Annotated in this window: 25 protein-coding genes and 2 pseudogenes; 9 read left to right on the plus strand and 18 right to left on the minus strand. The window is 32.7% G+C overall.

Annotation, left to right across the window (positions count from 1 at the left end):
- Window positions 1–229: 229 nt before the first annotated feature.
- The 3 genes and pseudogenes from JFT89_RS30460 to JFT89_RS09560 all read right to left on the minus strand — a co-directional run.
- On the minus strand, window positions 230–1441 hold the full coding sequence (locus JFT89_RS30460) for a collagen-like repeat preface domain-containing protein (RefSeq protein WP_201039833.1): 1212 nt from the start codon (window positions 1439–1441) through the stop codon (window positions 230–232).
- A 219-nt stretch (window positions 1442–1660) separates the two neighbouring features.
- On the minus strand, window positions 1661–1843 hold the full coding sequence (locus JFT89_RS30630; protein WP_151304230.1) for a CGEA protein: 183 nt from the start codon (window positions 1841–1843) through the stop codon (window positions 1661–1663).
- Window positions 1786–2328: pseudogene (locus JFT89_RS09560) on the minus strand (transposase); the annotation flags it as partial. The pseudogene JFT89_RS09560 and the gene JFT89_RS30630, both read right to left, overlap by 58 nt.
- Before the next feature lie 434 nt (window positions 2329–2762).
- On the opposite strand from JFT89_RS09560, the gene JFT89_RS09565 reads away from it, so the two are divergent.
- The 3 genes from JFT89_RS09565 (at window position 2763) to JFT89_RS09575 (ending at window position 5329) form a co-directional block, all read left to right on the plus strand.
- A complete protein-coding gene (locus JFT89_RS09565; RefSeq protein ID WP_201039834.1) occupies window positions 2763–3350 on the plus strand; it encodes a TetR/AcrR family transcriptional regulator in 588 nt (195 codons plus the stop codon).
- 17 nt (window positions 3351–3367) lie between these two features.
- Window positions 3368–4003, plus strand: coding sequence for an HXXEE domain-containing protein (locus JFT89_RS09570; protein WP_201039835.1), 636 nt, complete (start codon window positions 3368–3370; stop codon window positions 4001–4003).
- Between the two features lie 558 nt (window positions 4004–4561).
- A complete protein-coding gene (locus tag JFT89_RS09575) occupies window positions 4562–5329 on the plus strand; it encodes a polysaccharide deacetylase family protein (RefSeq protein WP_201039836.1) in 768 nt (255 codons plus the stop codon).
- 245 nt (window positions 5330–5574) lie between these two features.
- Here JFT89_RS09575 and JFT89_RS09580 read toward each other — a convergent pair whose 3' ends face one another.
- A complete protein-coding gene (locus tag JFT89_RS09580; RefSeq protein ID WP_113769874.1) occupies window positions 5575–5787 on the minus strand; it encodes an alpha/beta-type small acid-soluble spore protein in 213 nt (70 codons plus the stop codon).
- 283 nt (window positions 5788–6070) lie between these two features.
- Between JFT89_RS09580 and JFT89_RS09585 the strand changes: the two are divergent.
- Window positions 6071–6564, plus strand: a pseudogene (locus tag JFT89_RS09585) (YndM family protein).
- A gap of 35 nt (window positions 6565–6599) precedes the next feature.
- On the opposite strand, the gene JFT89_RS09590 reads toward JFT89_RS09585, so the two are convergent.
- From JFT89_RS09590 to JFT89_RS09605, 4 genes are all read right to left on the minus strand, one after another.
- Window positions 6600–7115, minus strand: coding sequence for a DUF3231 family protein (locus tag JFT89_RS09590; protein ID WP_201039837.1), 516 nt, complete (start codon window positions 7113–7115; stop codon window positions 6600–6602).
- A 311-nt stretch (window positions 7116–7426) separates the two neighbouring features.
- Window positions 7427–7639 (minus strand): alpha/beta-type small acid-soluble spore protein, encoded by a 213-nt coding sequence (locus tag JFT89_RS09595; RefSeq protein ID WP_201039838.1) that lies wholly within the window; start codon window positions 7637–7639, stop codon window positions 7427–7429.
- A gap of 498 nt (window positions 7640–8137) precedes the next feature.
- Complete coding sequence (locus JFT89_RS09600; RefSeq protein WP_201039839.1) at window positions 8138–8341, minus strand: DUF1657 domain-containing protein; 204 nt, start codon at window positions 8339–8341, stop codon at window positions 8138–8140.
- A gap of 186 nt (window positions 8342–8527) precedes the next feature.
- The gene (locus JFT89_RS09605) at window positions 8528–9337 is read right to left on the minus strand and encodes a DUF2935 domain-containing protein (protein ID WP_201039840.1); all 810 of its coding nucleotides are present in this window, start codon (window positions 9335–9337) and stop codon (window positions 8528–8530) included.
- A gap of 193 nt (window positions 9338–9530) precedes the next feature.
- Here JFT89_RS09605 and JFT89_RS09610 point away from each other — a divergent pair, with 193 nt between their 5' ends.
- Together JFT89_RS09610 and JFT89_RS09615 are read left to right on the plus strand one after the other, a co-directional pair.
- The gene (locus JFT89_RS09610) at window positions 9531–9872 is read left to right on the plus strand and encodes a DMT family transporter (RefSeq protein ID WP_201039841.1); all 342 of its coding nucleotides are present in this window, start codon (window positions 9531–9533) and stop codon (window positions 9870–9872) included.
- Entirely contained in the window at window positions 9872–10186 is a 315-nt protein-coding gene (locus tag JFT89_RS09615) for a DMT family transporter (RefSeq protein ID WP_201039842.1), read from the plus strand. Before JFT89_RS09610 ends, JFT89_RS09615 begins: the two co-directional genes overlap by 1 nt.
- 522 nt (window positions 10187–10708) lie before the next feature.
- On the opposite strand, the gene JFT89_RS09620 is transcribed toward JFT89_RS09615, so the two are convergent.
- The 6 genes from JFT89_RS09620 to JFT89_RS09645 all read right to left on the minus strand — a co-directional run bounded on the left by JFT89_RS09620 (window position 10709) and on the right by JFT89_RS09645 (window position 18019).
- Window positions 10709–11794 carry an RICIN domain-containing protein gene (locus JFT89_RS09620; RefSeq protein WP_201039843.1) on the minus strand — a complete coding sequence of 362 codons (1086 nt, stop codon included), beginning with the start codon at window positions 11792–11794 and terminating at the stop codon, window positions 10709–10711.
- Between the two features lie 1321 nt (window positions 11795–13115).
- Window positions 13116–15503 (minus strand): binary toxin-like calcium binding domain-containing protein, encoded by a 2388-nt coding sequence (locus tag JFT89_RS09625; protein ID WP_201039844.1) that lies wholly within the window; start codon window positions 15501–15503, stop codon window positions 13116–13118.
- A 55-nt stretch (window positions 15504–15558) separates the two neighbouring features.
- The gene (locus JFT89_RS09630; RefSeq protein ID WP_201039845.1) at window positions 15559–16197 is read right to left on the minus strand and encodes an EndoU domain-containing protein; all 639 of its coding nucleotides are present in this window, start codon (window positions 16195–16197) and stop codon (window positions 15559–15561) included.
- 33 nt (window positions 16198–16230) lie between these two features.
- On the minus strand, window positions 16231–16866 hold the full coding sequence (locus tag JFT89_RS09635) for an EndoU domain-containing protein (protein ID WP_002016882.1): 636 nt from the start codon (window positions 16864–16866) through the stop codon (window positions 16231–16233).
- 606 nt (window positions 16867–17472) lie between these two features.
- On the minus strand, window positions 17473–17661 hold the full coding sequence (gene hfq / locus JFT89_RS09640; protein WP_070144224.1) for an RNA chaperone Hfq: 189 nt from the start codon (window positions 17659–17661) through the stop codon (window positions 17473–17475).
- 22 nt (window positions 17662–17683) lie between these two features.
- Window positions 17684–18019 carry a transposase gene (locus tag JFT89_RS09645; RefSeq protein ID WP_201039846.1) on the minus strand — a complete coding sequence of 112 codons (336 nt, stop codon included), beginning with the start codon at window positions 18017–18019 and terminating at the stop codon, window positions 17684–17686.
- Window positions 18020–18492: 473 nt separating this feature from the next.
- Between JFT89_RS09645 and JFT89_RS09650 the strand changes: the two genes are divergently transcribed.
- Window positions 18493–18693 carry a hypothetical protein gene (locus tag JFT89_RS09650; protein ID WP_002016954.1) on the plus strand — a complete coding sequence of 67 codons (201 nt, stop codon included), beginning with the start codon at window positions 18493–18495 and terminating at the stop codon, window positions 18691–18693.
- A 1005-nt stretch (window positions 18694–19698) separates the two neighbouring features.
- Here JFT89_RS09650 and JFT89_RS09655 read toward each other — a convergent pair.
- The gene (locus JFT89_RS09655; RefSeq protein ID WP_201039847.1) at window positions 19699–19962 is read right to left on the minus strand and encodes a hypothetical protein; all 264 of its coding nucleotides are present in this window, start codon (window positions 19960–19962) and stop codon (window positions 19699–19701) included.
- A gap of 26 nt (window positions 19963–19988) precedes the next feature.
- Window positions 19989–20177 carry a hypothetical protein gene (locus JFT89_RS09660; protein WP_002090003.1) on the minus strand — a complete coding sequence of 63 codons (189 nt, stop codon included), beginning with the start codon at window positions 20175–20177 and terminating at the stop codon, window positions 19989–19991.
- Window positions 20178–20292: 115 nt separating this feature from the next.
- Between JFT89_RS09660 and JFT89_RS09665 the strand changes: the two genes are divergently transcribed.
- Window positions 20293–20445: a ribbon-helix-helix domain-containing protein gene (locus JFT89_RS09665; protein ID WP_016090832.1), complete on the plus strand. Its 153-nt coding sequence runs from the start codon at window positions 20293–20295 to the stop codon at window positions 20443–20445.
- A 449-nt stretch (window positions 20446–20894) separates the two neighbouring features.
- Here the strand turns inward: JFT89_RS09665 and JFT89_RS09670 are convergent, their stop codons facing one another.
- Window positions 20895–22559: a M56 family metallopeptidase gene (locus tag JFT89_RS09670; RefSeq protein ID WP_201039848.1), complete on the minus strand. Its 1665-nt coding sequence runs from the start codon at window positions 22557–22559 to the stop codon at window positions 20895–20897.
- A gap of 2 nt (window positions 22560–22561) precedes the next feature.
- Window positions 22562–22963, minus strand: coding sequence for a BlaI/MecI/CopY family transcriptional regulator (locus JFT89_RS09675; RefSeq protein WP_374191842.1), 402 nt, complete (start codon window positions 22961–22963; stop codon window positions 22562–22564).
- Between the two features lie 709 nt (window positions 22964–23672).
- Between JFT89_RS09675 and JFT89_RS09680 the strand changes: the two genes are divergently transcribed.
- Entirely contained in the window at window positions 23673–24680 is a 1008-nt protein-coding gene (locus tag JFT89_RS09680) for an MBL fold metallo-hydrolase (protein WP_201039850.1), read from the plus strand.
- Window positions 24681–24800 lie beyond the last annotated feature (120 nt).

A 24800-nucleotide genomic window follows, 5' to 3' on the forward strand; every position in this document is an offset into this window, starting at 1 on the left:
ATGTAAACTTTTTATCATTAGTTTACATTCAAAATATGAAAAATAAAGAGATTAGAACATCTAAAAAAACTAGATCTATGCTAGCTTTTTTTACATAGTTTTCTTTAGAAGAAATCACTATATCTAAAAACCTATAAAAATTCCCTCAAAAGATTTAAAGGGACTTTTATAACATTTCCCTTAACTTCATAGTTATAGCCTACAACCTATGCAATTCTATTTTTCGCTTTTATCTAAGTCGCGTAATAACAAGATGTGCTGAAACAGACTCTGTTCCTCCAGCCAGAGGAGTAATGGTTAGTGCTGTGGATTCGCTAGCAGGATTTCGTACAGTAAGTATTGAATTGATGACTGATGTTTGCACAAGAGCCATTCCTACTATCTGAGAAGTACCCGTTGCTCGACCAACTACCGTATAAGCTAATTCAACAGCTCCTGCTCCCGAATTAAGAGTTAAAACTAGTTGACCCGCTTCGGTCACACTCACCTGAAACAAGACCTGATAACTACCGATTGCAGACAAATTAAATGTATCAGCACCAGTACGTGCAATCCCCGCCCCACTAAAAGGTCCGTCTCTTGGAAAATCTACGTCTCCACCGACTGCAACTGTTGCAGCATTATCAGGGGGCATCAAAGCATAAAAATCCGCAAAATCTAATACTCCTCCTGTCGGGCCTGTTGCTCCCGTTTGACCTATGTCTCCTGTCGGACCTGTTGCTCCCGTTTGACCTATGTCTCCTGTCGGACCTGTTGCTCCCGTTTGACCTATGTCTCCTGTCGGACCTGTTGCTCCCGTTTGACCTATGTCTCCTGTCAGACCTGTTGCTCCCGTTTGACCTATGTCTCCTGTCGGACCTGTTGCTCCCGTTTGACCTATGTCTCCTGTCGGACCTGTTGCTCCCGTTGAACCTGTTACTCCCGTTGAACCTGTTGCTCCCGTTTGACCTATGTCTCCTGTCGGACCTATGTCTCCTGTCGGACCTGTTGCTCCCATTGGACCTATGTCTCCTGTCGGACCTGTTGCTCCCGTTGAACCTGTTACTCCCGTTGAACCGGTTGCTCCTGTCGGGCCTAACTGAGCCAAGGGCAAAATAATCTTTTGTATTAATTGTATTTGTGCCTGTCTTGTAGTGTTATCAATAACAAATAAATTAATAAGGGATAATAAATTATTTACTAATGTTTGTAATTCAGTTGTTAAAACAATAAAATTTAGTTGAGATATATTTAAAATAGTAATTAAGTTCTTAGTAATAGATATAAGATCTGCTTGTTGTTGTTGATTTAAAAATCCTGCTTGTGCAAATGCTAATAATTGATTTAGAATAACAACTAATTTCCCTATATTTTGCGGTGTGGGTACTGTAAGTACTGCTGGTATTGATACAATGAGCTCATTAAGAATATTGGTCCAATTAGTCAATGCTGTTAATGTCAAAGGAATTATATCTTGTCTTTGAATTGGAGGACAATTACAAAAGTTAGGTTGGCAACCCCTCCTGCAATTTACCATATTTATCACGTCCTTAAATTTATACTTACATATACAATATATTTAATGAATCAATAATTTCTTTTGAACCTATCAAACATCTATAAATTACAAAAAAGGCTCACTCCTTATCTATTTTTATATAGGAGTGAACCTTTTTTATTATTAAGTATTTAATGTAACACTTTCTATATCTTCACAACTTATGAAGATAAAACTAGAAGATGCCGGTGTTATTATACCTTCCTCCTCTAATATAACTATACAAAGTGTTGAAATGAATTGTTGTAATATAGCAGGTCCAATAATTTGACCGGATCTAGTTGTAATTGTAACCACAGTTCCCAATGACCACTAAGTAAATCATATTCAAATTGGATTTTCACGCCTGCCTTATTACTACTCCCACCTGAACCTTGATAGTCAGTGGCGAATTGATCAGGTAGTTGAAACACTGTTGCATCTAGAATACGGATACGATTGAAAGTAGAGATTATATGTGCAGAAAGTGAGTGATTTGAACAGAGTTTTTGTGTGAGAAGAGAAGTAAAGACTTCTCGAAGAAATGCGACAGCTGCTGGAATAAAGCGTTGATTCAGTCCTTCTGGACTCATGAGTGTAGCTGTATTTGCATAAAGCTGACTACGTAAGAGAATCACTTGCTACATGTTGACTAATCCAAATACATAAAGCGGCCAAATCTCGTGCACCAAACTTACTTTTACGTTTTACGAAACCCGTTTCCTGTGCGAGCTGTTGAAGGATACTTGGAGATAGATATCGCTGTAGTCTTCAGCGAATAAATGAAACTCAACTTGAATCGATAGAGTCATACAAAACGCCATCCTTTCTGTATTTTTCTACAAAAAGAATAGCGTTTTTTTGATTATATGGATACAAATTTATCTTAGATTGATAGCGATGTATGGTGACCTCTATTAGAATATTTAGGAAATTGTTATTTAAGCTTTTTTCGGAGGAAGTTACAATATATTTTTCTTTACGTATTGGTATATGGATAGTTTTAAATTATTTTTAGAAATTTATTTTATGTGTGGAATATAAAGTAGGAGCTGGTGTATAACAGTACAAATACAAAAAGCGTGAACAGTTTAGCATTTTCACGCTTTTTGTATGGAATAAATCATAAAAAATGTAGGGAAATGTCGAAAGGATTAAATTGATTTTAAAAATTGAAGGTGATACCATAAAGTTAAACAACGTTTAAAACGTTGTTTAATTGATAAATTCTAGAGGGAGAGATACGTTGAGGGAAAATGAAAAAATATCAACGAAAGAAAAGATTTTAAATACAACATTGGAGTTAATTAAAGACGAAGGTTTCGAAAGTGTAACAATAAGAAAAATTGCGGCATTGTCAGATACAAATATCGCGCTTGTAAATTACCATTTTGGTTCAAAAGAAAAGTTGATTAGTGAGACGATTAAAGTCTTATTAATTAGCTTTCAAGGCACTTTTTCTATTTTAGATGATATTAAAGTGCCAGCGAAAGAAAGATTAAAAATATTTTTATTGGATTATGTACTAGTAATTCAGCAATACCCTGAGTTAGTTAGGAAAATTATTGCAATGGGAACTACGGTATTTACATCTCAATACGAATATGGAGATTTTTTGAAGAGGCTCGGTTTTAGTAAAGTGAAGAATATTTTGAGTGAAATAACAAAGGAAACGGATCAGGAAATTTTAATGATGATGACAGTGCAAATATTCGGATCCATTTTTCTTCCAGCATTAATGATGCCAATTCTTGAATCAGGGGCAGATATAAGAGTACTGCCTGTAGAAAAACAGATTGATTTCCTATTTGAACGCTATTTTTATAAAAATTGAGACAGTGGGTGATAGAGATGGTTAGTTTCTTTAGAAAGCATTGGTGTGATATAGGGTTAGTTGTGGCTATTGTTGTCGCTGTTTGTTTAGTCGTGAATTTGGGAGAAATTAGTGAAATAAAAGTACTGTTAGCGTTAAGTTTTGTGGCCATTATAGTGCATCAATTTGAAGAGTATCGTTGGCCAGGTTATTTTGCCGGTCTGTTTAATGTAGTTATATTTAAAAGTGATATACCAGATCGCTATCCATTAAATACGCAATCTGCTATGGTAATAAATATTTTGATTGCGTATGTTTTTTATTTACTTCCGGTTTTCTTTCCAAATATAATATGGCTTGGGTTGGCACCTATTTTAATGGGATTTTTTCAATTCATATGGCATGGTATTTTTGCGAATATAAAAGCTAAAACAATATACAACCCAGGATTAGGTGCGGTTATATTACTACATGTTCCGATTGGTTATGCATATATGAGATATGTTCTTTTACACAATCTAGCTACAAATTTGGATTGGATATTAGGGCTAATCTATTTTCTAGTAGCTACCTATTTTTTAATTATAAAAGGAAATATGTTACTGAAAAGTAAGGAGACAAATCATTACTTTTCTAAAAAGCAATTAGGTCCGTACAATGATGCATTAAAGTGATTCAGAAGGAATTTTGGATGCTGAAGAGAGTACAAGTGAATTACAAAAGAAAGGTGCGTAGGCGCCTTTCTTTTTTTTGAAGGAGATTTTTGTATTTTTGGGTAGCACCACATCGCTATCAACTTAAGAAAAGTAAACATCCCCAAAACGAAAAAAACAGCCGACTTCTCAAAGTAATTAACTGTAGAAGAAGAAAATTTTCATTTTGGGGGTACTTCAAAATTTTAGCTTGATGGGCATGGGGTCACCATATCAAAAAAAGAAAATTGTACGTTTAGACACAATTTTAAATAATCCTCTGTACGTTAAGTGGTGGCAACCGAGATATGATAAAATGGTTAATCAAAAAAGTAAAGGATTGCAATATGGGAAGTTTGCCGTTAAAGGAGAGTGTATACGATGAATAGCGTCAATGTAAAATTGAATCCTCAACTGATGAGAAAATGATAGTTTTGATCTTCAGTTCATGCCTCTTTCCACTTTTTAATTTCGTATTAAATAATTTGATAATAACTCCATAAACTAAACTTACTTTTATCTCATAGGAGTGTATTATTCGTGAAAAAAACTAAGATAGTCCTCATTCTTTTAATTATTTTTTTTTGTTCCATACAAATGCCCATATCTGCTTTTACAGATAGTCGTAAGGCGTATGAGAAAACAGGGAAGGTAATTTGGGAAGTAAATACAAAGGAAAAAATAGTTGCAATAACATTTGATGATGGACCTCATCCTGTTTTTACCCCTCAAATACTTGATATTTTAGCTAAATACAATGCGAAAGCAACCTTTTTCGTAGCAGGTAATAAAGTTAAGAGATTTCCTGCGATTTTAAAAAGGCAAGTAAAAGAAGGACACGAAATTGCTAATCATACTTATAATCATATTTATGATAAAAATATTACCGCCGCTAAATTAACTACTGAGTTAGATCAAACGGATGAAATTATCAAGCAAATTACTGGCTATAAACCAAATCTCTATCGTCCAGTCGGAGGCCTTCACAATGATTTAATTATTAATACAGCTATAAAAAATGGGAAGCTTATTATTCTATGGTCAAGGCATCAGGATCCTCAAGATTGGAGAAATCCAGCAGCTAGAAAAATTTCTAGGCATATAACAAAAGGTGTTAAACCTGGTAATATTATTCTACTTCATGATTGGAATGGTAGCGAATTTTCTCAAACATCTCAGACAGTTAAAGCATTAGAAAGTATTATGAGCTATTTATACAGAAACGATTACGAATGTGTAACAGTATCTGAAATGCTCTATCGTTCCCAAAAAATAATCCCCTCCCCTTTCGATCCTTTTTATCAGTGAATCTAGGCTGATTTACTATCTGTTTTTTTAAAGTCTATCTTACTTACGGAAATTTATGAGAGTTATCTAGAGGATAATATTTTTTAGTAACTCTATATACTAAAGATCATAATGTAAAAAGGGGCTTGCTCTTATAGATAAAAACTGAATGAAGAATTTAAAAGTAATTTATCCCTTAATAAATTACAATTTTTAAAAAGGAGAGACGACGTGTCTCTCCTTTTTTATTCATGTGTTATCTAAGGTTAACGATTAACTCCACCGCCAAGTTGTTGTTCAGCCATGGCTACTAGACGTTTTGTCATTTCACCACCAACAGATCCGTTTGCACGAGCTGTTGCGTCTGCACCAAGTTGCACTCCAAATTCTTGAGCGATTTCATATTTCATTTGATCAAGAGCTTGTTCAGCACCATGTACTAATAATTGGTTTCTGCTTCCACTGTTATTGTTGGACATGTTATGTCACCTCCTTCACTTTTTAATATGTTAAAAAGCAATGCAAAATAAATAATCCTTTTTTTGGTATCCATTTTTTAACTTTTCGTAGTATAAATCATACTTATATTTCACAAAATAGTATTGTGTAGGAGAATGAAATAAAAAGCGTTTGCCATATGAGTATCATGTAATAAACAGACCTCCAGAACATAATGAAACAGGCTGTGCTTTATAAAGGCACAGCCCGTTTTTATTAAGGCTTTTTCTCTTACATATCCATTAAAGAATTGGAGGAATACAGATGAAACATATTGTTTCCTTATTAATTAAATATACCGCTATTAGCGCTGTATTATTGATGATACTAGGCATTTTCAGGGTATTTCGATTCCAAGAATATTGTTTATTTCATTAATAATTACTGGAGCGGCCTATTTAATAGGAGATTTATTTATTTTACCTAAGTATGGAAACATGGTGGCTACCATTGCTGATTTGGGCTTGTGCTTTGTAGGTATTTGGGCATTAACGTATCTTTTAGCAGATATAGACTTGACCCGTAATATTGGAGCATTTGCTTTTTTTGCAGCTTTGCTTATTAGTGTGGCAGAAATATTCTTTCATATCTATATGGAGAAAGTTGTTTTACATAAGGATGAAGATTCACGATAATCCACTAATATTGGTCATGATAAATATGCTATGGAGATCTCTGACGAGTATGTAGATTATTCTAGAATAAAAAGGGAACATCTATCTAGAAAAGTAGAAGATAGAACTGATAAATTGAAATAAAAAAGTGGCTCTCGACCACTTTTTTATTTTTATCGTTAAGCTTGTTCAGAATTTCGAACATGTAATGGTGGAGGAACTATCCACCCCTTCTTCTTGCTTAAACGTAGTAATGTTACTCCTGCTTGTGCTTTCTTCATGTGAATTTGTCCAAAAAGCATGCCTACATCTTCTCGAAGGCATTTTCCCATAACTTGACTACAAGTTACTAATCCTGCTGCAAGACCTGCTGCAACGGCTGCTGCAATTTCAGCATCGTTGATACGTGCACCAGGAGGAATGTCTTCAATAGAAGCAACCGGTCTTTCTGGAGGTGCTGGTGGTAAAGCCACTCCATTTACCTTTAAAAGGGCTTTTAGCTCTTCTATTTCAGGAGTCATATCATTCTCAATTAAGTTTTGTAAAAACTTCTTTAAATCTTCATCACCTGTATGATTCATAAATACTTGATGTCCGGCAACAGCTCCTTGTGTGGAAAGAAGATAACTCCAAATATCAAATACCTCTCCATAATGTAAAGGTTCATTTTGAGGATTTCCACTTAATACACCCATTTTAAAAAGCCTCCCTTTCGAAAATATCATCATAAGTATATTTTTCAATATTGAAAAGAAATTTTTAAGTATGTTTTTTCCCACAAAATATTTTTTATCATGCATGGGAAACACCTTCCCAACAATGTACGTTTGTAGTCTAGTAAAGAAATTTGCAAATTAAATACTCAAAGATTATTAAGTAAGATTATCAATAATCTTTGAGTGAGAAATCGTTTACTATAAGGGTTTATCTTTTAATGAATGAACAAAAGAAATTGATTTTAATATCTGCTATATTTTACACTGATTCACTCAATTATTAATTGAACTTAGCGATTGATTCCACCACCAAGTTGTTGTTCAGCCATTGCAACTAAACGTTTTGTAATTTCGCCACCAACAGAACCGTTTGCACGAGCTGTTGTGTCTGCACCAAGTTGTACACCAAACTCTTGTGCAATCTCATACTTCATTTGATCAATTGCATTTTCAGCACCTTGAACTAATAATTCATTACGACTTCCGTTATTTGTGTTTGCCATATTGTATCACCTCCTATGTTTTTAATATGCTACGAATCATGGAAAAATAATTATTCCTTTTTATGGAAAGATACTTAATTATGTATAAATGATTATTTTCATCTCAAAATAGGGCTAGAAGATATAAGGAAGAAAAGGTACTATATAATACTTTCATAATAATGTTATGTATAATTCCTAACTCTCTTTTGGCCTCTTTTTGATCACTAAAAAGAAGAATTTTCAAATGCACACTGTATGGAAAGGCTCCCTTTCACTTGGATTATTAAACATTGGCATTAGTCTATATAGTGCTGTAGGGGTATCGCCCCATCACAATCAAGCTAAGAAAAGCAAATACCCCCAAACGAGAAAATTGGCATCTTCAAGTGAAAATGTACAATTGTTTGTTTTGGGGGTGCTATAAAATTCTTAACTTGATGGGCACACGGCTGAACCCCATATATATTTATCTAACTATGATAAGACCTCTGCAAAAAATCTGAAGATTACTGCGTTTTATTGATTATACTGGGGCTCATCTTCTTGAACCTCTTGAACACGTGGTTCTAAAGAATCAATAATTGTCTGAGCTTGCTGAGCTGCATTTTGATACAGTTGTTTTGCTTGCTGATTGTCAGTATCAAGAACAAATCCTTCTAAACATGCTTGAGCACTTTTTAATCCAGAAATAGTTTGTTTAAGCTTAGTAATTACTGTCATAATTAAATTCCTCCTTATAATTATAAATGCACTATTTAGAATAGCTATTTTCCACTAAAAACATGCTTCCTAAATTTTGGTTATCTTTATAGAAGGGATAGTGCCGCACAGCCATCAATTTAAGAATTTTATAAAGCCCCAAAACAAAAAAATGTATATTTTTTTGTTTTGGGGTATTTGTTTTTCTTAGCTTGATTGTGATGTGGTAGTAACCCTTAAAAGAGGGTTACACTTTGGCATCTCTAATCCAGATGATTGTGCTAATTTTAATAAATAGTAGCATTCTTCTCTTGCCATATGGTCTGCCATCCTCGCAGATAATGAACTTAATATTTGCTCAGATAATTCTAATTCTTCTATTTCATGAAGAAAATGAGAAAATAAATTAAGTTCTAATGAAACATCTTGCGTAAATTTCTTCAAAGCTGGAAAATGCTTAAGTTCTGTACGTAAATACCCCGTCATTTCAACTGCTTTTAAATAAAACTGTTCAAAATGTTTGGCGTACATTTCACTCTTTTCTTTTAATCGTTTCTCTACAAGGTCTAACTCACCTGAAATCGAACCAGCATGACCAGCGGCATCCGTTAACCAAACAAGATGGTAATGTAGTTCATGAAAAATAGGTGGTACTTCTCCTTTTATTAAATACTTTAATACTGTTAAATACTCCTCTACTTCATTTACCATATGATTAATAAAAGTTGGAGTAAAGTGGATAACTATTTTCCCCTCCAATTGCTTTTGTATAATACTCAACTTAAATTGCCTAATCTCTTCTGCCAATTGTTTAACATCTTTCGCAAATTCAATTAAACTAACCGTATTAATGCGACTTAAATATTCATCAAATTTCTCTACAAAATATATAGCTCTTTGAATATCTGCAGTTTCTTTTGGAGCTAATGCATCTAAAAGGAACTGTGCATGATCCCCAAGAACTCTAAGCCAAAATTTATGCTCAAACAATGCACTTTCTTCATAAGTTTGATTCATCCTGCGTTTCCTCCTTACTACTTGTCCTTCATACTAATTAATACTAATGAAAGATGTAAAATATGAATTTGAGCTAGTTTTTATTTATTCACGATGAAAAATAACTTAATTGCTCTATTAGTTCTGATATGGTGACCCCTCTTAGGCTTTTTTTGTTTTTTTTGGTAAGAATAAAATTGGAGGTGTCTTTTAGATGAGTAAAGACTGGATTAAAGTATTTATTGCTGCTTTCTTTGAAATTTTTTGGGTTATTGGTTTAAAACATGCTGATGACTTTTGGACTTGGACGGGGACTATCATTGCTATATTTTTCAGCTTTTATTTAATGATCATGGCAGGAAGAAAACTTCCCGTGGGAACTGTTTATGCTGTTTTTGTTGGGTTAGGTACAGCTGGAACTGTCTTTTCTGAATTCCTGTTCTTTGGTGAACCATTTAAAGTGGAAAAAGTACTCTTGATTTTATTTTTATTAGCTGGAGTAATTGGCTTGAAATTAGTTACAGATGACAAAGTTCAGAAAGGTGATGAATCCTAATGGCATGGATTTCTTTAATCTTAGCAGGTCTGTTTGAAATGTTTGGTGTTGCTATGATAAATAAATTGCATAAAGATCGAAATTGGCAATCATTAGTTTTGTTAATTCTCGGATTTGGATTAAGTTTTATATTTCTTGCTTATGCAATGGAAACACTACCTATGGGAACAGCTTATGCAATTTGGACTGGAATTGGTGCGTCTGGAGGTGCAATTTTAGGCATGGTTTTTTATGGCGAATCAAAAGACTGGAGAAGACTTATCTTTATAGGTATGGTTTTAGGTGCTGCAATAGGTCTAAAACTCGTTTCATAAATATTTTTTTAGATTGTACTATGAAGAAGATAATTTGTTTATATTAAGCAAATTATCTTCTTCATTTTTTTATTGTTATTCAAAAAAATGGCCCAATTGTTGAATAGAATGACTTGCATTTTTTTAACAACTTTATAAATCTAATAAAATCGTTTTTTGAATGTATACTTTTGTTGGTGTTTTCTTAGAAATATGAAGAAATAGAAGAGACTCAGTGTTTGCGATGAAATGAAAGTAAACTTTTGGCTAAAAGTTTACATTCGTTTTTCGAGTCATTTATAACTGATTTTGTAATAAATTTCTCAATATACATATACTTATCAATTATGGTTTTAATATCCAAAATAAATAAAAATTGAAGTATAATAAAAATATGATGGTTATCCCTATTGTTTACTCCTTGTGCTAAAGATGAGATCGTGTTCGCCGATCTTATCTTTTTTCTTTGTAGATTTTTTGATACAAAAAAAGAATCCTTTAAACAAAAAGGATTCTTCAACTAGTAGTTATAATAAATTGATATTAATTAACAGTTTTTGATTCATCTAAAGTAACTGGTAAAGGTGGAGTATCTAATGGATAGTAACTTTCTCTTTCATCGTTTTTATTAATGACTACCCATGGTGAATCACCTATAACTGTTCCATCTGCCCTTGCTAAATAATACTCGTTGACAAGTGCAAATTTTGTCCAAGAAACTTCATAGCCATTTGGATTTTCAATAGTTTCAGAGTTTTCTTGTGTTGTCATTAATGTATCTGTAGTACTTGTACTTACCTGTAATTCATTCGTTACAGTTTTAGATATACTACTCGAAATATGATTAAAAGAAAAACCAGCATCTACCGTGACTGAAATGTTAGTTGTATCCGTCATAGAAGTCTGGTCTGTAGTGGTCATTCCATATGTAGTATCTGAAGTATATGAAGTATTAGGTGCGAATGTGTGGGAATCTATGTTTTTCCAATACTGTTTTTTATAAAGTATATAATACGGTGTATTCTTTACCTTATCTGACACACTCCATGTATCATTTATCATAATACATGGTATTAATGTCGATGATGTAATAACCGGTGTAGTGTCAGATAAGTTGTCATTTGAATTTTCATATTGAGGAACTTCCGGTAAAGATTCTATTTGTACAGATGGTAAAGTAAATTCAGCGCCTTCTACCTCATTAACCTGCCATTGTTGAGATGAATGTCCGTTATCGTGATATTGTGTAAGTTCTGCATTATCATCTAAGGAGGTAGATGATACACTCTGTACTTTACCACTATTTGAATTTATTATTGAAAAAACATTATTATCAATAACATTAAAATGCCATTGTTGAGATGTATTTCCATTCCAATGATATTGTGTAAGTTCTGCATTATCATCTAAGGAGTTAGATGCTACACTTTGAACTCTACCACTATTTCTATTAATTAGCACATGGTCATTATTATCTAAAAGATACAATATAAAATGTTGAGATGTGTTTCCTGATTCGTGAAATTGTGTAAGTTCTGCATTATCATCTAAGGAATTAGATGCTACACTTTCTAACAGTCCGCTATTCTGATTTACAAGCTTATAAAACGTATTCTTTTTAAATGACATTTTTCATCACTCCTCTATTTTTGATCGTTCTAAATAATAATGCACTTCTTCATAATTATATCTATAAAATTACTGAAAAAGTTAATTATATTTATTTATCAATAGTCAGGAAATGAGGAATAGGGTCAATATTTTTGGTCAAGTGAGTGTAAACTAATGGATAAAAGTTTACTTTCGATTTTTTGATCATATATAGTTAATTTTGTAATAAATTTCTCAATATAGATATATCTGTTATATATGGTTTTTTATATAGAAAATTAACAAAAAATATAATATTATAAAAATTAAGATAGTTTCTGTCATTTGTTTTTCCCTTACGCTAAAGATAAGATCATACTCTCCGATCTTATCTTTTTTATTTGTGGATTTGTAATACAAATAAAGAATCCTTATAGGGGGGACGGAAACGATTCAGGGAATGAGGGGTCACTCTGGAAGTTTATTCCTTTAATTGTTTCCGTACCCAGCCAACCTAAAAAGTAAAACTAAGTTCATGTTTTTTTATAATTAGTAAAATAGACAGTTAAATATTCATATAAAAAACCCGTTGTATCAGTACATAGACATGATACAACGGGTTTTTATAAGTTTAACATTTTCTTAGTTTTCTAAAACTCATTTTATCGTCTTCATATATATGACTTTCTAAAAATCCTAAAATAAAAACAGGACTAAAACGAATACCCAAATAATTTATTTCAGCCAATTTTTAAACATTCACAATTTTTGTTATCCCGATGCACTTTCTAATTGTCATTCTGTAAAATTTTGTTCGAAGTCACCATTCATAATTAAATTCTAATTATCCATTTGTACAATATTGATCATTACGTATCCCCCTTTAGAAATATTTAACAGCATATTTAAAATGCCATTTTATATAACTGGTAAGAAGCAAAATCTTGTCAAATACGTTGAGAAATATAATTGCTAAAATTATTAGTAGTAAACAAGAAAATATAACCATTATAAATAGAAGGCGAAAGCCTTGTTTTCGATGAATTTAAAGATGAGTAGATGTCACAGATAAATTACAAAGAATGCAATCAATAGATGAAAAGGAAACATATATTTTGGAGTGATTACAAAATAATGAAGCGTATTATCTACTTGTACAAACTAAAATTAGTTCAGAGACGCTTAGTGAAGATGGGCTCCACATTGCCTTATGGCGAAGTGCTTTTGAAAGTTATTTAAATAATAGAGATATGTAAATGATGAAAAAGTTATGATATTAAAGATAAATATTTTTAAATAGAAAAACAGGAAATCATTATGGATTCCTGTTTTTCTGCAAATGCGGGAAGTCTACCTGAAATCACCCTCTTATTTCAATAACTTTTATTTCAACACCGTTTTTATTGATTGCATATATTTGAAGTAGTTTACCCGAACGTAATGTACTTCCTCCGAAGCTAATCAACAGCCTACCATCTGCTTGTGGTGCAGGTTTTGGAATGGTATTTGTAGGACCGTCTTCTAATTTGTATTTATAGTGGGTAATTTTATTTAAAATATTTGAAGTTATTGTCTGAAAGTACAAACCATTTTTACTCCAAGAGCCAATATAATTCCAATCACTAAACTTATGAGCGACTTGTGTTTCTTTATAACCCTCATAAAGACCTTTAAGCGTAGCAACTGTACGGCCCTTTATCTTTAGCTCAAATGTATTAGTCTGCTCTTTTACCTCGTCTGCATGAATACCATAATTACTTACAGGACCACTCCAAGTTGTTGCACCTTTCTCTAGTTTCTGTTCTCCTTTCTTCGCTCCATTCATAAACATTACCAACGTTGATCCTTCAAATAAACCACTTGGAATTTTAATATTAAAATTTGTTTGATTACTATCAGTTTCAATTGTTACATTCACTTTTTCGGTCATTTCAAAATGCATTCTAGCTTTTAATTTTACATTAAATATAGAAGTTACTCCTTGTTTCTTCATCTCTGCTTCAGTTGCTTGATCTACAATCAAGCTAACATTATCTTTTGTAATTTCTCGATCATTAATACAGAGTTTTCCATTTTTTTCGATTGCGCTATAACTAAGTTTTAATGCTTCTTTGAATGTCATTTCTGGTACTGTTTGTTCAACAGGTGTAGTTCCACGTGCTGCAACATTACGTTTCGTAACAGGACCTCCTACTGTAGTAAACACAATTTCTGCTGTATTCGCTTTGATTTTAGATATAACATTTGTCCATTCTAGGCTACTTTCGTAATCTTGTCCTTGTGTATCAATCAATACTACATTTGATTCTATTCCATTGGTTTCTAATTTTAATATATCATTCTTTTGGAGACGACTTACATTACCCTGATCTAGCATTAAAGACTCACCAAAATGGGTTGGCTTATCAAATGCCAACGGTGGTTTTGATTTGTCTGGATAGGTGTTCCCTGGTAATACCTCTAATCCCTTATGAGTTTCTCCAATTAACGAACTAATTAAAGAAATTGCATCCCCGTTTGTAGTTTTCGGAAAATGTAAAGTGAATTGAGGCTTCACTTTAAATACAGGTGCTGTTCCTGTGTTCACATATCGTACATTTGGTAGGATTTTCCCTGCTTCAGCAGTGTTGATACCTAATACTTCGTTCCAATCTTTTGTTGTTGAATCGCTAACAGATTCATCTTTTGTGGTAGATGTTGTCGTAGAAGATTCATAACTTGCACTAACAGATCCCCCAAAATCTAAGAGACTAGCATTGGCTGTTACAGTAACTCCCCATGACTCAGTATTGGACACAGTATTAGATGTACCACGAGTTACTTGTTTACTGGATGATCCACCCTCTCCTGCTTGGAAATTGGTGTTAGGGATTAACAGGTATTTTTCCATGTTAATATGCACATCCGGATAAGCTGCTACTAAAGGATGATGTGCTTCTTTTGTAACCCGGGTATCCATTTGTAATCCCGTTACTTTTTCATAATCACTGTAAGGATCGTCACTTGTACTCCACTTCATAGGTGAAGATGTATATTTTACAAGACCTTGATGTATTTTATCATCCCATTTAACCAAATCTTTTACACCAAACTCTCCATCTACTACTGTATACCCTTCATATTCCCAACTATCTGGAATATTATCACCATCTGTGTCTTTTTCTTCTCTAATAAAATTATTTACAGCATATTTTAATTGGTGTAAGCTTCCTATTACGGTTGGTTGGTCTTTCTGTGCTAAACTTGGAGCATATAATACCTCATGAGGAACGACTTCTTTCTTTTCTTCTGTACCCCATAGGAGAGTGAATGCATCTTCTACATCTGGATTCACTTGATACTCCACTATAATTTTGTATAGCTTATCTTTTTGAAGTTTAATTTCTGTTTCTCTTCCTATGTTATCAACCACTATACAGTTATCTACTTGAATCATGACTTGATCATGCTTTCCTGTTGAAAAAGTATATACCCCATCTTCTTTGGGTTGAATGAAACCTTGCCAACGCACAGATTGAATTTTTTGACTGCTTTTCAAGCGAAGATCTCTTATTTCGTTTGAAGTGACCTGTTCATTAACACAACTATTACCTCGTATTAATAACAAATTCTTGAAATCTTTATCTCCATAGAAATTACCCATTAATCCATTTTGTTTTCTAACACTATTTTTATCCTCCGTCATAATAGCATCTGCTTGAACATAACTATCCACTGATCCTGCTTGAACTTTCTTCTCATTTGCCATTCCTTATATCCCCCTTTGTAAATATCAAATACAATCATTTTACTCATGACATCCATTATTTTTCATACTTTGGATAAGCTGTAATAACCTCCCCGGTTACCGGCTGACATTTCATGACTATCATGGAACCAGTAATAGGATCTCTGCCTTCCCATGTCTCTGTCCCATTCGATGAACCAACTTTTTTGGCAACATCATAACTTCTGCTTATTACATCAACCACTTGTTCTTGTGACCAATCTGTTGGAAACATGGTACTTTCTTTTTGTTTCCAATTATTATATTTCGTTTCTCTTAACCATATTTTTGCTTTGTATACACCATTTTTACCCGGAGGTGCATAATTATCATCTTGTTCAGTCAATGGTCGTACAGCACGTGTTTTGTCTGATTTATAATCAGGTTCTTTATCCGCTTCAACTTGCTCTAAATCAGATCCTGGTGTAATAGTATGCATACCTACAGGCTGTTCTTTTGTATATCCTGCCTTGGATATGCCACCTAAGAAAATATGAGCAACTGAACTCGTTGTGACATCCCTATCGTATAAGGATTGTGTACTCACTTGACCATTAATTTTTTTTAATTTGAATTTATTTTTGACTTTATCCAACAATCTTACTGGAATAACCGGATTCGCCTGTATCATGTCTTCTTCGATAAATTGTGTAACCTTATTTTTTTCATCTTTCATAGAACCTTCCTTTCTAATGATTCATAAAAGATACTATATACTCTCAAATATCGGATAGGCTGTAATAATCTCACCACTGATTGGAGAACGCTCTGTCACAATTAAAGATCTAGTAATTGGATCTCTTCCTTCCCATACTTCAATACCATTAGATGTTGCTATCTTTTTGCCTACGTCATAACTTCTACTAATCACATCAATAATTTTCTCTGCTGACCAATCTTTCGGAAACATAGTACTCACTTTTTCTTTCCATTGATTCCATCTTGTTTCGCGTAACCATACTATGGTTTTATATACGCCATTTTTGCCTTGGTAAGCATTGTTGTCCCCTCTAGCCGCAAGACAATATTCTCCATAATTTTCATCATTTGCCGCACAATATGCTCGAGTCTTATCAGAGTTAAAGTCAGGTGCGTGGTTAGGCGCCACTTGTTCTAAATCAGATTCTGGTGTAATTGTGTACATCCCCACTGGATCTCCCTTTGTATTTCCAGATTTTGATATTCCACCGAGAAAGATATTCGCTATTGAGCTTGTTGTAGCATCCCTATCGTATAGGGATTGTGTGGTAACTTGACCATTATATTTCTTTAATTTAAATTTATTTTTGACTTTATCCAATAATCTTGGAGGGATTATTGGTTTGTTTTTTGGCACTTTTGACATTATAGTTCTCCTTTGTTCCTATAAATCATTGGTATAAAATGATGCCATATATGCTGTTCCCCTCCACTAATATTATTTATAAAACACTTATAATTTGTATTTTACCGTTTTTATCCATTCCGGTTATTGAGAAAGAATGTTTACAGTATTTAGGTATCTCTTTGTGAGGAATTACACCGAAAAAAGATAAGAGGATCATCAAAATTCAACCTGAGCAATTCTAATAAAGTAAAACCTATAGTGATTATTTATAAAACCTTATTTGAATACATATATTGTGATAGGTTCAATACTTCTTTTTCTTGAGTGTTTTGAATGTATATTTTTCTTGCTACTTTCAAGAGGATTTGGAGAATTGAGATACTAATAATGTTTTAGGGGATTTGAAAGAGTAACAAAAAGAACTTGTAGAAATTACTACAAGTTCTTTTTGACATAATGGTAATAATACAATTAGTTTTTATTAGTTTGCTATTTTCATACTTTTGTAAAACTCGTTTTCACTATATGGTGCCCCTAACAGCTTGTTTACATTTGTACATATTAACAGATTGGTATTGCATAGATCGTAAAATTTGCCTAGGTAGAGCTAAATACGTTATGGTATTACTTAATGATTGTAGAGATGGCTTGTTTGTATACCAGTTGTTGTTTACCATGAACCATCATTAAGACGGTAAATTTATCTGTTGCAAGGATCTGCCCACGTATTGGAACGCCATTCTGTAAAAATACAGTAACTTCCCCTTTTTTCTCTTTCAATTGTTCATACATATCTTCTTGTAAGTTATACATGAAATACGCCCCCTATTTGTATCTACTTTTCTTTTAATACTTCCAGCCGTTCATTGTTGTCTATTTGTCTTTCCCATTCACCTTCTATTTTTCTAAACCATTTTCCTATTTTACTTACATAGTATTTTTTCACTTCACCATACGGAATCCAAATTTCACGTTCCTGTATTTGATTCATCACTTCATGAAGAATCTCATCATGCTCGTATTTTTTAGGCTTTCGATGATGCGTTCTTACAAATTGTATGTATTCCCTACGTAACCAATTAGAAATATGATCTTTTTGTTTTTGCCGGAGATGTGACCACTTTTTATTTGTCTGAAGGAGTTTTCCATTTACTTTTATATGGTTTTTCAACAACACTCATCCCCTTTTACCATCTAAATGCATATATACAACTATCGTATCACATTTAAATTGAAATACGGCTCTAGGTACATATTTCGCAAGAAATCTATCCAAAATAAAAATAATATCTCCATTTCACACAAAATAGTATCCAAAACAGACAAGACCGAATCCATTAAGGGGGTTCGACCGAGATACGTGTAAAAATAGGTCATAGGCTTACTTTTATTTCCAGGTGGAATTTATGGAGCTTATAAATATAGTTTCGTCTATTTTTATTAAGTAATTTGTCTATTAGGGGTCCCTCCAACATAACGCGAATCTTGTACGCTAAAGAATTATTCAGTGTCTTTTTTTAACATATCGATTAATAAAATAAATTATACAAATAATTTGTTATACCTCCATGTACCCTAGCTGATATAATGTATAAGGTAATTATTGTTTAATTAAAGGTACATATATTAGGAGGTACATAAGCCATGATAGAGTTAATTACGGCATTTTTCTTACTAATTCTCCATTCCATTGTTTATCTCTTTTCAAGTGGAGAAACTAAGCAAATAGCAAAAAAACATATAAAAGAAATTCTTAATAGTCCGGATGGAGTAATAATATTAATCGTTGCTGCGGCACTTTTAATCGGGGGGATATATTTATCTTTTTATGGTTTCAGTTTATGACTATAAACTAAAATTATATCCAAGTATACGAGACAATGGTTCACCTAGGAAGCATGCGTATTATGGTGGAGAATGGGACACAGATGGTCTTTTTGGAGAAGCCAAATATGTTTATAATAAAACTGATGAATCGGTTAATAAGTAGTATATAAAAGCCTAATATATTTCTATAACAGTAGGCCTTTGAGTTGATAGCGAAGTGATTTCTTAAAGCCTTAAATATTAAGGATTTTTTCATTATGGGATAGCACCAATCGCAAATTCTGTACGCTAAGGCTACAACCACTGATGTTACAAGGATTGTATAATAAGAACTGAAAACACCTCATCCCGATTGTATGATTAGGATGTATGATAATAAGTTCAAAAATAATAGAGAAAACCCCGATTTTAAGTCTGTTTGGAAATTAAAGTAAGCCTATGACTCAAAATTACATGTATCTCGGCTGTACCCCATTAAGCGGATTAATTAGGTACAAAAATTAAATGTAGACTATTGATTATGTAGTTTGTTTTCTTATTAAACATTACGGTACGTGAAATTTTATATCCCCTTGTTAAAAAAGCCCCCATAGATCGTACACCTATGAGAGCTACCTAAGGGTATTTAGACTTTCGACTCCATTCTATTGTAACAGGCTTTCACCATACATGAGAAACATAATAAACCAAAAACAGACAATCATAATAAGAAATTCTTTAAACCCTTGCTGAAAGGAAATACGACCTTCTCCCATTCTACACGCCCCTTTTCTCTACAACTCTTTATATGTTAAAATATAGAGGAAAGAAATCTGCTAATTTCTTTCCTCGACAGTCACTCAGACTTTTGCTCTTTGTTTGCTTTTGCAAATGAAGAGCTTTTATTTTGCATACTTATACTTACTTTCTAACATCGCATAGCGCAATAGCTTTAACTTTGTCTCTTTTTTCAATGCTTTCCACTCAGATACAACAATTTTCATTTTTCATTCCTCCAATAATTAAATTTGTTATTTATATAGCTTATAAGTTCCAGTTGTAAATCTTTCTAATTTGTTTATCGCTAAATCCTTCATGGACAGCGAAGATTTCTGGAAAATCAGAGAGACACAAATCAATAATTGTATTATCAGTTGTTCTTATATAGTAATATTGAACAGCCCCTTCATAATTCGAATATAAATAGTACTTTTGAATCTTATAATTTAATTCATTTTTCTCTAATACCTCATAAAGCTTATTTTTAGTTTCATCCATTACGTCAAAAATAGTTAACTGCTCCATCATTAACAGCTCCTCATTGCGTAAATTTACTAAACTAGCTCTAAGAACAAGGTTGTTTCATTATGTTCATTGGTATGCACATTGAACTGTTTTCCCGTAGCTTCTAATGCACTAAAAAGCATTCTTTTATATCCTAGATCCATAAAATCTACACTTATTTGACCATGATTCATAATAAATTGAAGATCAGCCATCATCTTTTTAACTTTCCGTTCCATGTAATAACCTCCTCAATAAAGTTATATAACTTATATAACTATTCTATTACTCATTTTTCTGGTTGTCAATATAAGTTATATAACTTATAATATTTTTTATAGAGGAGGTTGTTATATGGCTGTTAATAAAGACAAGTACACTCAAATTTTAGTTACTTTTACAAAAGAACAAGTAGAACAAATAGAAAATTATTGGCATGAAAATAAGCTGAAGAATCGAAACGAAGCAATTCGTCAGATCATAGACAAAGGGTTAAGTCGTAAATAATGGCTACCCTTTTTATTTTTCCTAAAAAACCTAAAAACACATATAAATCCCCTTTATCCCTTTACATGCGTTTTTATAACAAATATGACTTATTATATTAATAACCGCATCAAAACCCCATACAACTAAATCTGAAAGGTCATTTTTTAGTTGAACTGATTTTTTTCATGTATTCTTTAAACAAATGAAAAAAGAGCCGGATTTTCATCACAGCTCATGTATGAATTGGTTCTGTATGTGTACATGTGGGATATTGAGAACAGCCAAATTAACCTGGATATAAGAACAAATATAGTTACTTGTATAAAAAGCTAAATAGGTCATAGCTTGGAAAAATTCCAAACTATGACCTATTCTTATTGCTAACCCCTTTAATCAAGTTCTTTTTTGCTAATTATTTTAGTTATTTTTTCAGTTTTCTCTTAATCCACTTTCACTTCGAAATAGTTTTAATTCTTTTTCCCAGTCACCTTAATAATTTGATATCCATAAGGAGACTTTACTGGTTCACTTACTTCTCCTACTTTTAATTTATAAGCTGTATCTTCAATCTCTATTACAAATTTTCCTGGTTCAAGTAACCCAAGATCTCCACCTTTGTCTTTAGAGGCGATATCTTCTGAATACTGTTTTGCTAACGCAGCAAAATCTTCGTTGTTTTTAAGTTTTTTTTCTATTCCCTTTGCTGTTTTTTCATCTTTGACTAAAATATGACTCACTTTTAGTCCCATTTTATTCTCTTCTTTTAGATTTTTTTTCGCGATTTTTTCTTCAGTTTTTTGCTTTTCTGTAGTTGTAAGTATTCCATCTTTTATTACCACAGAATCTTCTTTAGACTCTTCGTTTTTTTGCTTTTCTGTAGTTGTAAGTGTCCCATCTTTTATTACCACAGAATCTTCTTTAGGCTCTTTATTTTTTTGCTTTTCTGTAGTTGTAAGTGTCCCATCTTTTATTACCACAGAATCTTCTTTAGGCTCTTTATTTTTTTGCTTTTCTGAAAGTTTAAGAGTTCCCTTACTTAATATCTGAGGATTATTTTCTTCTGCCTTTGCATTCACTAAAGAAAAAGTGGATACACCCAATACAGTAACTAAACCTAATACAGATAAACGGTACGACTTTTTATTAAATTTTTTGATCATCATAATTCTCCTTTTTAATGTGCGTTTATTTCTACTTAAATTTGCTAAACTCGGCATCTGATAATAATTTGAGTAGTGTTCTAATAGTGTAATAATGGTATGACCATATTCAATTTGTTCTTCCGGACCGATAAAGGTAAGAGCCAGCGCATCGCATGCCATTTCTTGATCTTCACGCATGGCGTAATACGCATACCAAAGGATGGGATTAAACCAATTCAAGATGAGTAAGCTGTGCATGAGCCAATTGATTCCTACATCTTTTCGTTTGAAGTGTGCTAACTCATGACTGAAAATATACCGTAACTGATTATCATCTAATTTTTGGATATGTTTCTCACATAGCAAAATCCTAGGTTTCCTAAATCCAAGAAGTGTTGGGCTTGAAATTTTACCAGCTAGAAATAAAGGAATATCTCGTTTAATAGACATTGTCTTTTTACAGTTTTCAAAAATGGTTAAAATTCTTTCATCCGTCACAATAGGTTGTTTTTTTATGTACGCATACACCCGATTATTTACAACCAACGTGATCATTCCGAGACAAAAGACACCTAACAGCCAAACATATAAACAAATCTGATACATTGATATATGATGAGTATCTTGGTTTTCACTTTGGTTACTACTCATTCCTTTTGTTGTCTCATTTGATGCTTTTAAACTAATTGTATTAATATCTGCTTTATTTAAATCCTCCTCCTGTACTTCCGCCTGATTAACAGTGTAAGGTGCATCATACTTAGGAGAAAGTAGCGAATAGATACTGTATGAACTATCTGGTGACCAGGGCAAGAGTAATCTTACAACTAAAATTAACCATAATGCATAGTGCCACCTTGGTGTTAATTTGTTTCTTAATACTACTTTTACACATAAGATAAGCCCGACAGCTATGCTAGCCATTATAGTTGTCTGGAGTAACCAATCAAAAATACGAGGGAGATAGACATTTAGTACTGAATATACCATAATTATTTTCCCTCTTTAGGATCTTTCTGCGTTTTATTGTCCAAAATACGTTTGAGTTCATCAATCTCGCCTGGGGACAATTTTTCTTCCTGTAAAAAGTTAACAAGTAACGGTTTTAATGCCGCACCATAAAATCGTTTGAGAAATGACTTTGTTTCTACTTGTAAGTATTCATTTTCAGATACCAACGGAGAATACGTATACATTTTCCCTGTCTCTTGATGAGAAGATAGGGCTTCTTTTTTTACGAGTCTGTTAAGTAATGTTCGAATCGTCTTAGGACTCCAGTCTGTTTGTCCTTCTAGCACTTGAATGACTTCATTTGCTGTTTGAGGTGATTTCGACCAAAGAACCTTCATTACTTCTAACTCGGCCTCTGATATCTTCGGTAGATTTTTCATAATTTTGTCTCCTCCTTCCTAAGATTACAAATGTAATCTACAACACAAGACTACACTTGTAATCTTGTGTTGTCAACTTCTTTTTGAATAAGTTTATTTCTCTGTCACAAATTGATATAGGCAAAAAGATTGTTATTCCTACTACTTCGGTCTTTGAAAGTGCGAAAGTTATCTTAATATCATACTACACATGTAATCTCCGAGCGTCAATCGTATTCAATTAAATGGAATTATTTACTACAATTGAACTGATTTTTGCGTAATCTGATAGATTCTCTATAAATAATCTACAAAAATAGAGTGAATAACACATCATTTTCAAGACAAAAATCCCAAATACGGGGTACAGCCGAGATACATGTAATTTTGAGTCATAGGCTTACTTTAATTTCCAAACAGACTTAAAATCGGGGTTTTCTCTATTATTTTTGAACTTATTATCATACATCCTAATCATACAATCGGGATGAGGTGTTTTCAGTAGCTAACTAATGGATGATTAGGGTTAACCCATAATAGGGGTCTCGCCACATCGCTATCAAGCTAACAAAACAAAATTCCCCCTAAAATGAAAAAATACGCTATTCTTTCTGTAGAATCATAGGAAAGGATGGCGTTTTTTTAATTTTATAGATACTTTGTGGTAACCTCAAGTAGGAGGATTTAGCACAGTCAAATAATAATATATTTTGTCTAGAAAGGAGAATGTATTTTGAAATACACATTAAGAAAAAAATTAAGGGTGTTTTTTATAGGATTATTAGTACTAGTAATAATCGTTTCTATTTTCGTTTATTATAAGTTTTTAACACCTTCAGCAGATATTCAACAATACAAGGCGTATTATGCTCCAAAAACAACACAAAAAGTATTGAATCAAGGCGAGGTAAAGGTCACATTTTTAGGAACATCATCTTTACTATTTGATGATGGAAATACACAATTAATGATTGATGGTTTTATTTCTAGGCCATCCTTACCAAAAATGTTGTTCAGCAATATAAAAACAGATGAAGATAATGTGGATAAAGTTTTTAATCAAATAGGGGCTGATAATAATAAACTTAAGGGATTATTTATTGCACATACACATTATGATCATGCGTTTGATTTAGCTTATATAGCTAAACGAACTGGAACACATGTATATGGTTCAGAATCAGCAATTAACATAGGTATTGGTGGTGATATAAATAAGAACCAGATGTCTGTATATGAAGTAAATAAGGCTATGAAGTTTGGTGATTTTACTGTTACTGTCCTTCCATCGAAACATTCCCCAACCTTTGATGAAGGAGAAAAAATAAAAAAGCCACTTAAACAACCAGCTAAAGCCCTAGATTATCATGAAGACTCTTCATATGATTACTTGATTACGTATAATAATAAAACTTTCCTTGTTAAACCAAGTGCTAACTATATAGAAGGGGTATTAGATGATATTCGAGCTGATGTCTTATTTTTAGGAATAGGGGTATTAGGAAAGCAGGAAAGTACTTTCCAAAATACGTATTACGAGCAAACTGTACGAAAAGTACAACCGAAGCTTGTTATTCCAATACATTGGGACGATTTCACCAAACCGTTGACAGATACTCTTGAAGCAATGCCTAAATATGCGGACAATACCAAAAATGGATTAGATTTTATAATTCAAAGGACAAAAGCAGATAAAATTGATTTTCAAATACTTCAAGGTTTTAGAAGTATTTACTTCTAAAAAAGGGATTCACCACACCTCTATCAAGTTAAGAAACATAAAAAACGATAATAATGAACTTCCGCGCTAAAAAATCCACAAAATTTTCGTTCTGGGGACACTTCAAAATATTAGCTTGAT

The organism is Bacillus sp. TH25, assembly GCF_016650935.1.
GTDB classification, from domain to species: Bacteria; Bacillota; Bacilli; order Bacillales; family Bacillaceae_G; genus Bacillus_A; species Bacillus_A mycoides.

What these genes read in the sequence shown, in the direction of transcription:
- JFT89_RS09590 (WP_201039837.1), bottom strand. Translation starts at nt 7,115, where the DNA reads ATGGGTGTATTAAGTGGAAATCCTCAAAATGAACCTTTACATTATGGA.
- JFT89_RS09670 (WP_201039848.1), bottom strand. Translation starts at nt 22,559, where the DNA reads ATGGTATATTCAGTACTAAATGTCTATCTCCCTCGTATTTTTGATTGG.
- JFT89_RS09610 (WP_201039841.1), top strand. Translation starts at nt 9,531, where the DNA reads ATGAGTAAAGACTGGATTAAAGTATTTATTGCTGCTTTCTTTGAAATT.
- hfq (WP_070144224.1), bottom strand. Translation starts at nt 17,661, where the DNA reads ATGTATAACTTACAAGAAGATATGTATGAACAATTGAAAGAGAAAAAA.
- JFT89_RS09655 (WP_201039847.1), bottom strand. Translation starts at nt 19,962, where the DNA reads ATGATGGAGCAGTTAACTATTTTTGACGTAATGGATGAAACTAAAAAT.
- JFT89_RS09665 (WP_016090832.1), top strand. Translation starts at nt 20,293, where the DNA reads ATGGCTGTTAATAAAGACAAGTACACTCAAATTTTAGTTACTTTTACA.
- JFT89_RS09570 (WP_201039835.1), top strand. Translation starts at nt 3,368, where the DNA reads ATGGTTAGTTTCTTTAGAAAGCATTGGTGTGATATAGGGTTAGTTGTG.
- JFT89_RS09625 (WP_201039844.1), bottom strand. Translation starts at nt 15,503, where the DNA reads ATGGCAAATGAGAAGAAAGTTCAAGCAGGATCAGTGGATAGTTATGTT.
- JFT89_RS09580 (WP_113769874.1), bottom strand. Translation starts at nt 5,787, where the DNA reads ATGTCCAACAATAACAGTGGAAGCAGAAACCAATTATTAGTACATGGT.
- JFT89_RS09595 (WP_201039838.1), bottom strand. Translation starts at nt 7,639, where the DNA reads ATGGCAAACACAAATAACGGAAGTCGTAATGAATTATTAGTTCAAGGT.
- JFT89_RS09620 (WP_201039843.1), bottom strand. Translation starts at nt 11,794, where the DNA reads ATGTCATTTAAAAAGAATACGTTTTATAAGCTTGTAAATCAGAATAGC.
- JFT89_RS09615 (WP_201039842.1), top strand. Translation starts at nt 9,872, where the DNA reads ATGGCATGGATTTCTTTAATCTTAGCAGGTCTGTTTGAAATGTTTGGT.
- JFT89_RS09600 (WP_201039839.1), bottom strand. Translation starts at nt 8,341, where the DNA reads ATGACAGTAATTACTAAGCTTAAACAAACTATTTCTGGATTAAAAAGT.
- JFT89_RS09605 (WP_201039840.1), bottom strand. Translation starts at nt 9,337, where the DNA reads ATGAATCAAACTTATGAAGAAAGTGCATTGTTTGAGCATAAATTTTGG.
- JFT89_RS09650 (WP_002016954.1), top strand. Translation starts at nt 18,493, where the DNA reads ATGATAGAGTTAATTACGGCATTTTTCTTACTAATTCTCCATTCCATT.
- JFT89_RS09630 (WP_201039845.1), bottom strand. Translation starts at nt 16,197, where the DNA reads ATGAAAGATGAAAAAAATAAGGTTACACAATTTATCGAAGAAGACATG.
- JFT89_RS09635 (WP_002016882.1), bottom strand. Translation starts at nt 16,866, where the DNA reads ATGTCAAAAGTGCCAAAAAACAAACCAATAATCCCTCCAAGATTATTG.
- JFT89_RS09660 (WP_002090003.1), bottom strand. Translation starts at nt 20,177, where the DNA reads ATGGAACGGAAAGTTAAAAAGATGATGGCTGATCTTCAATTTATTATG.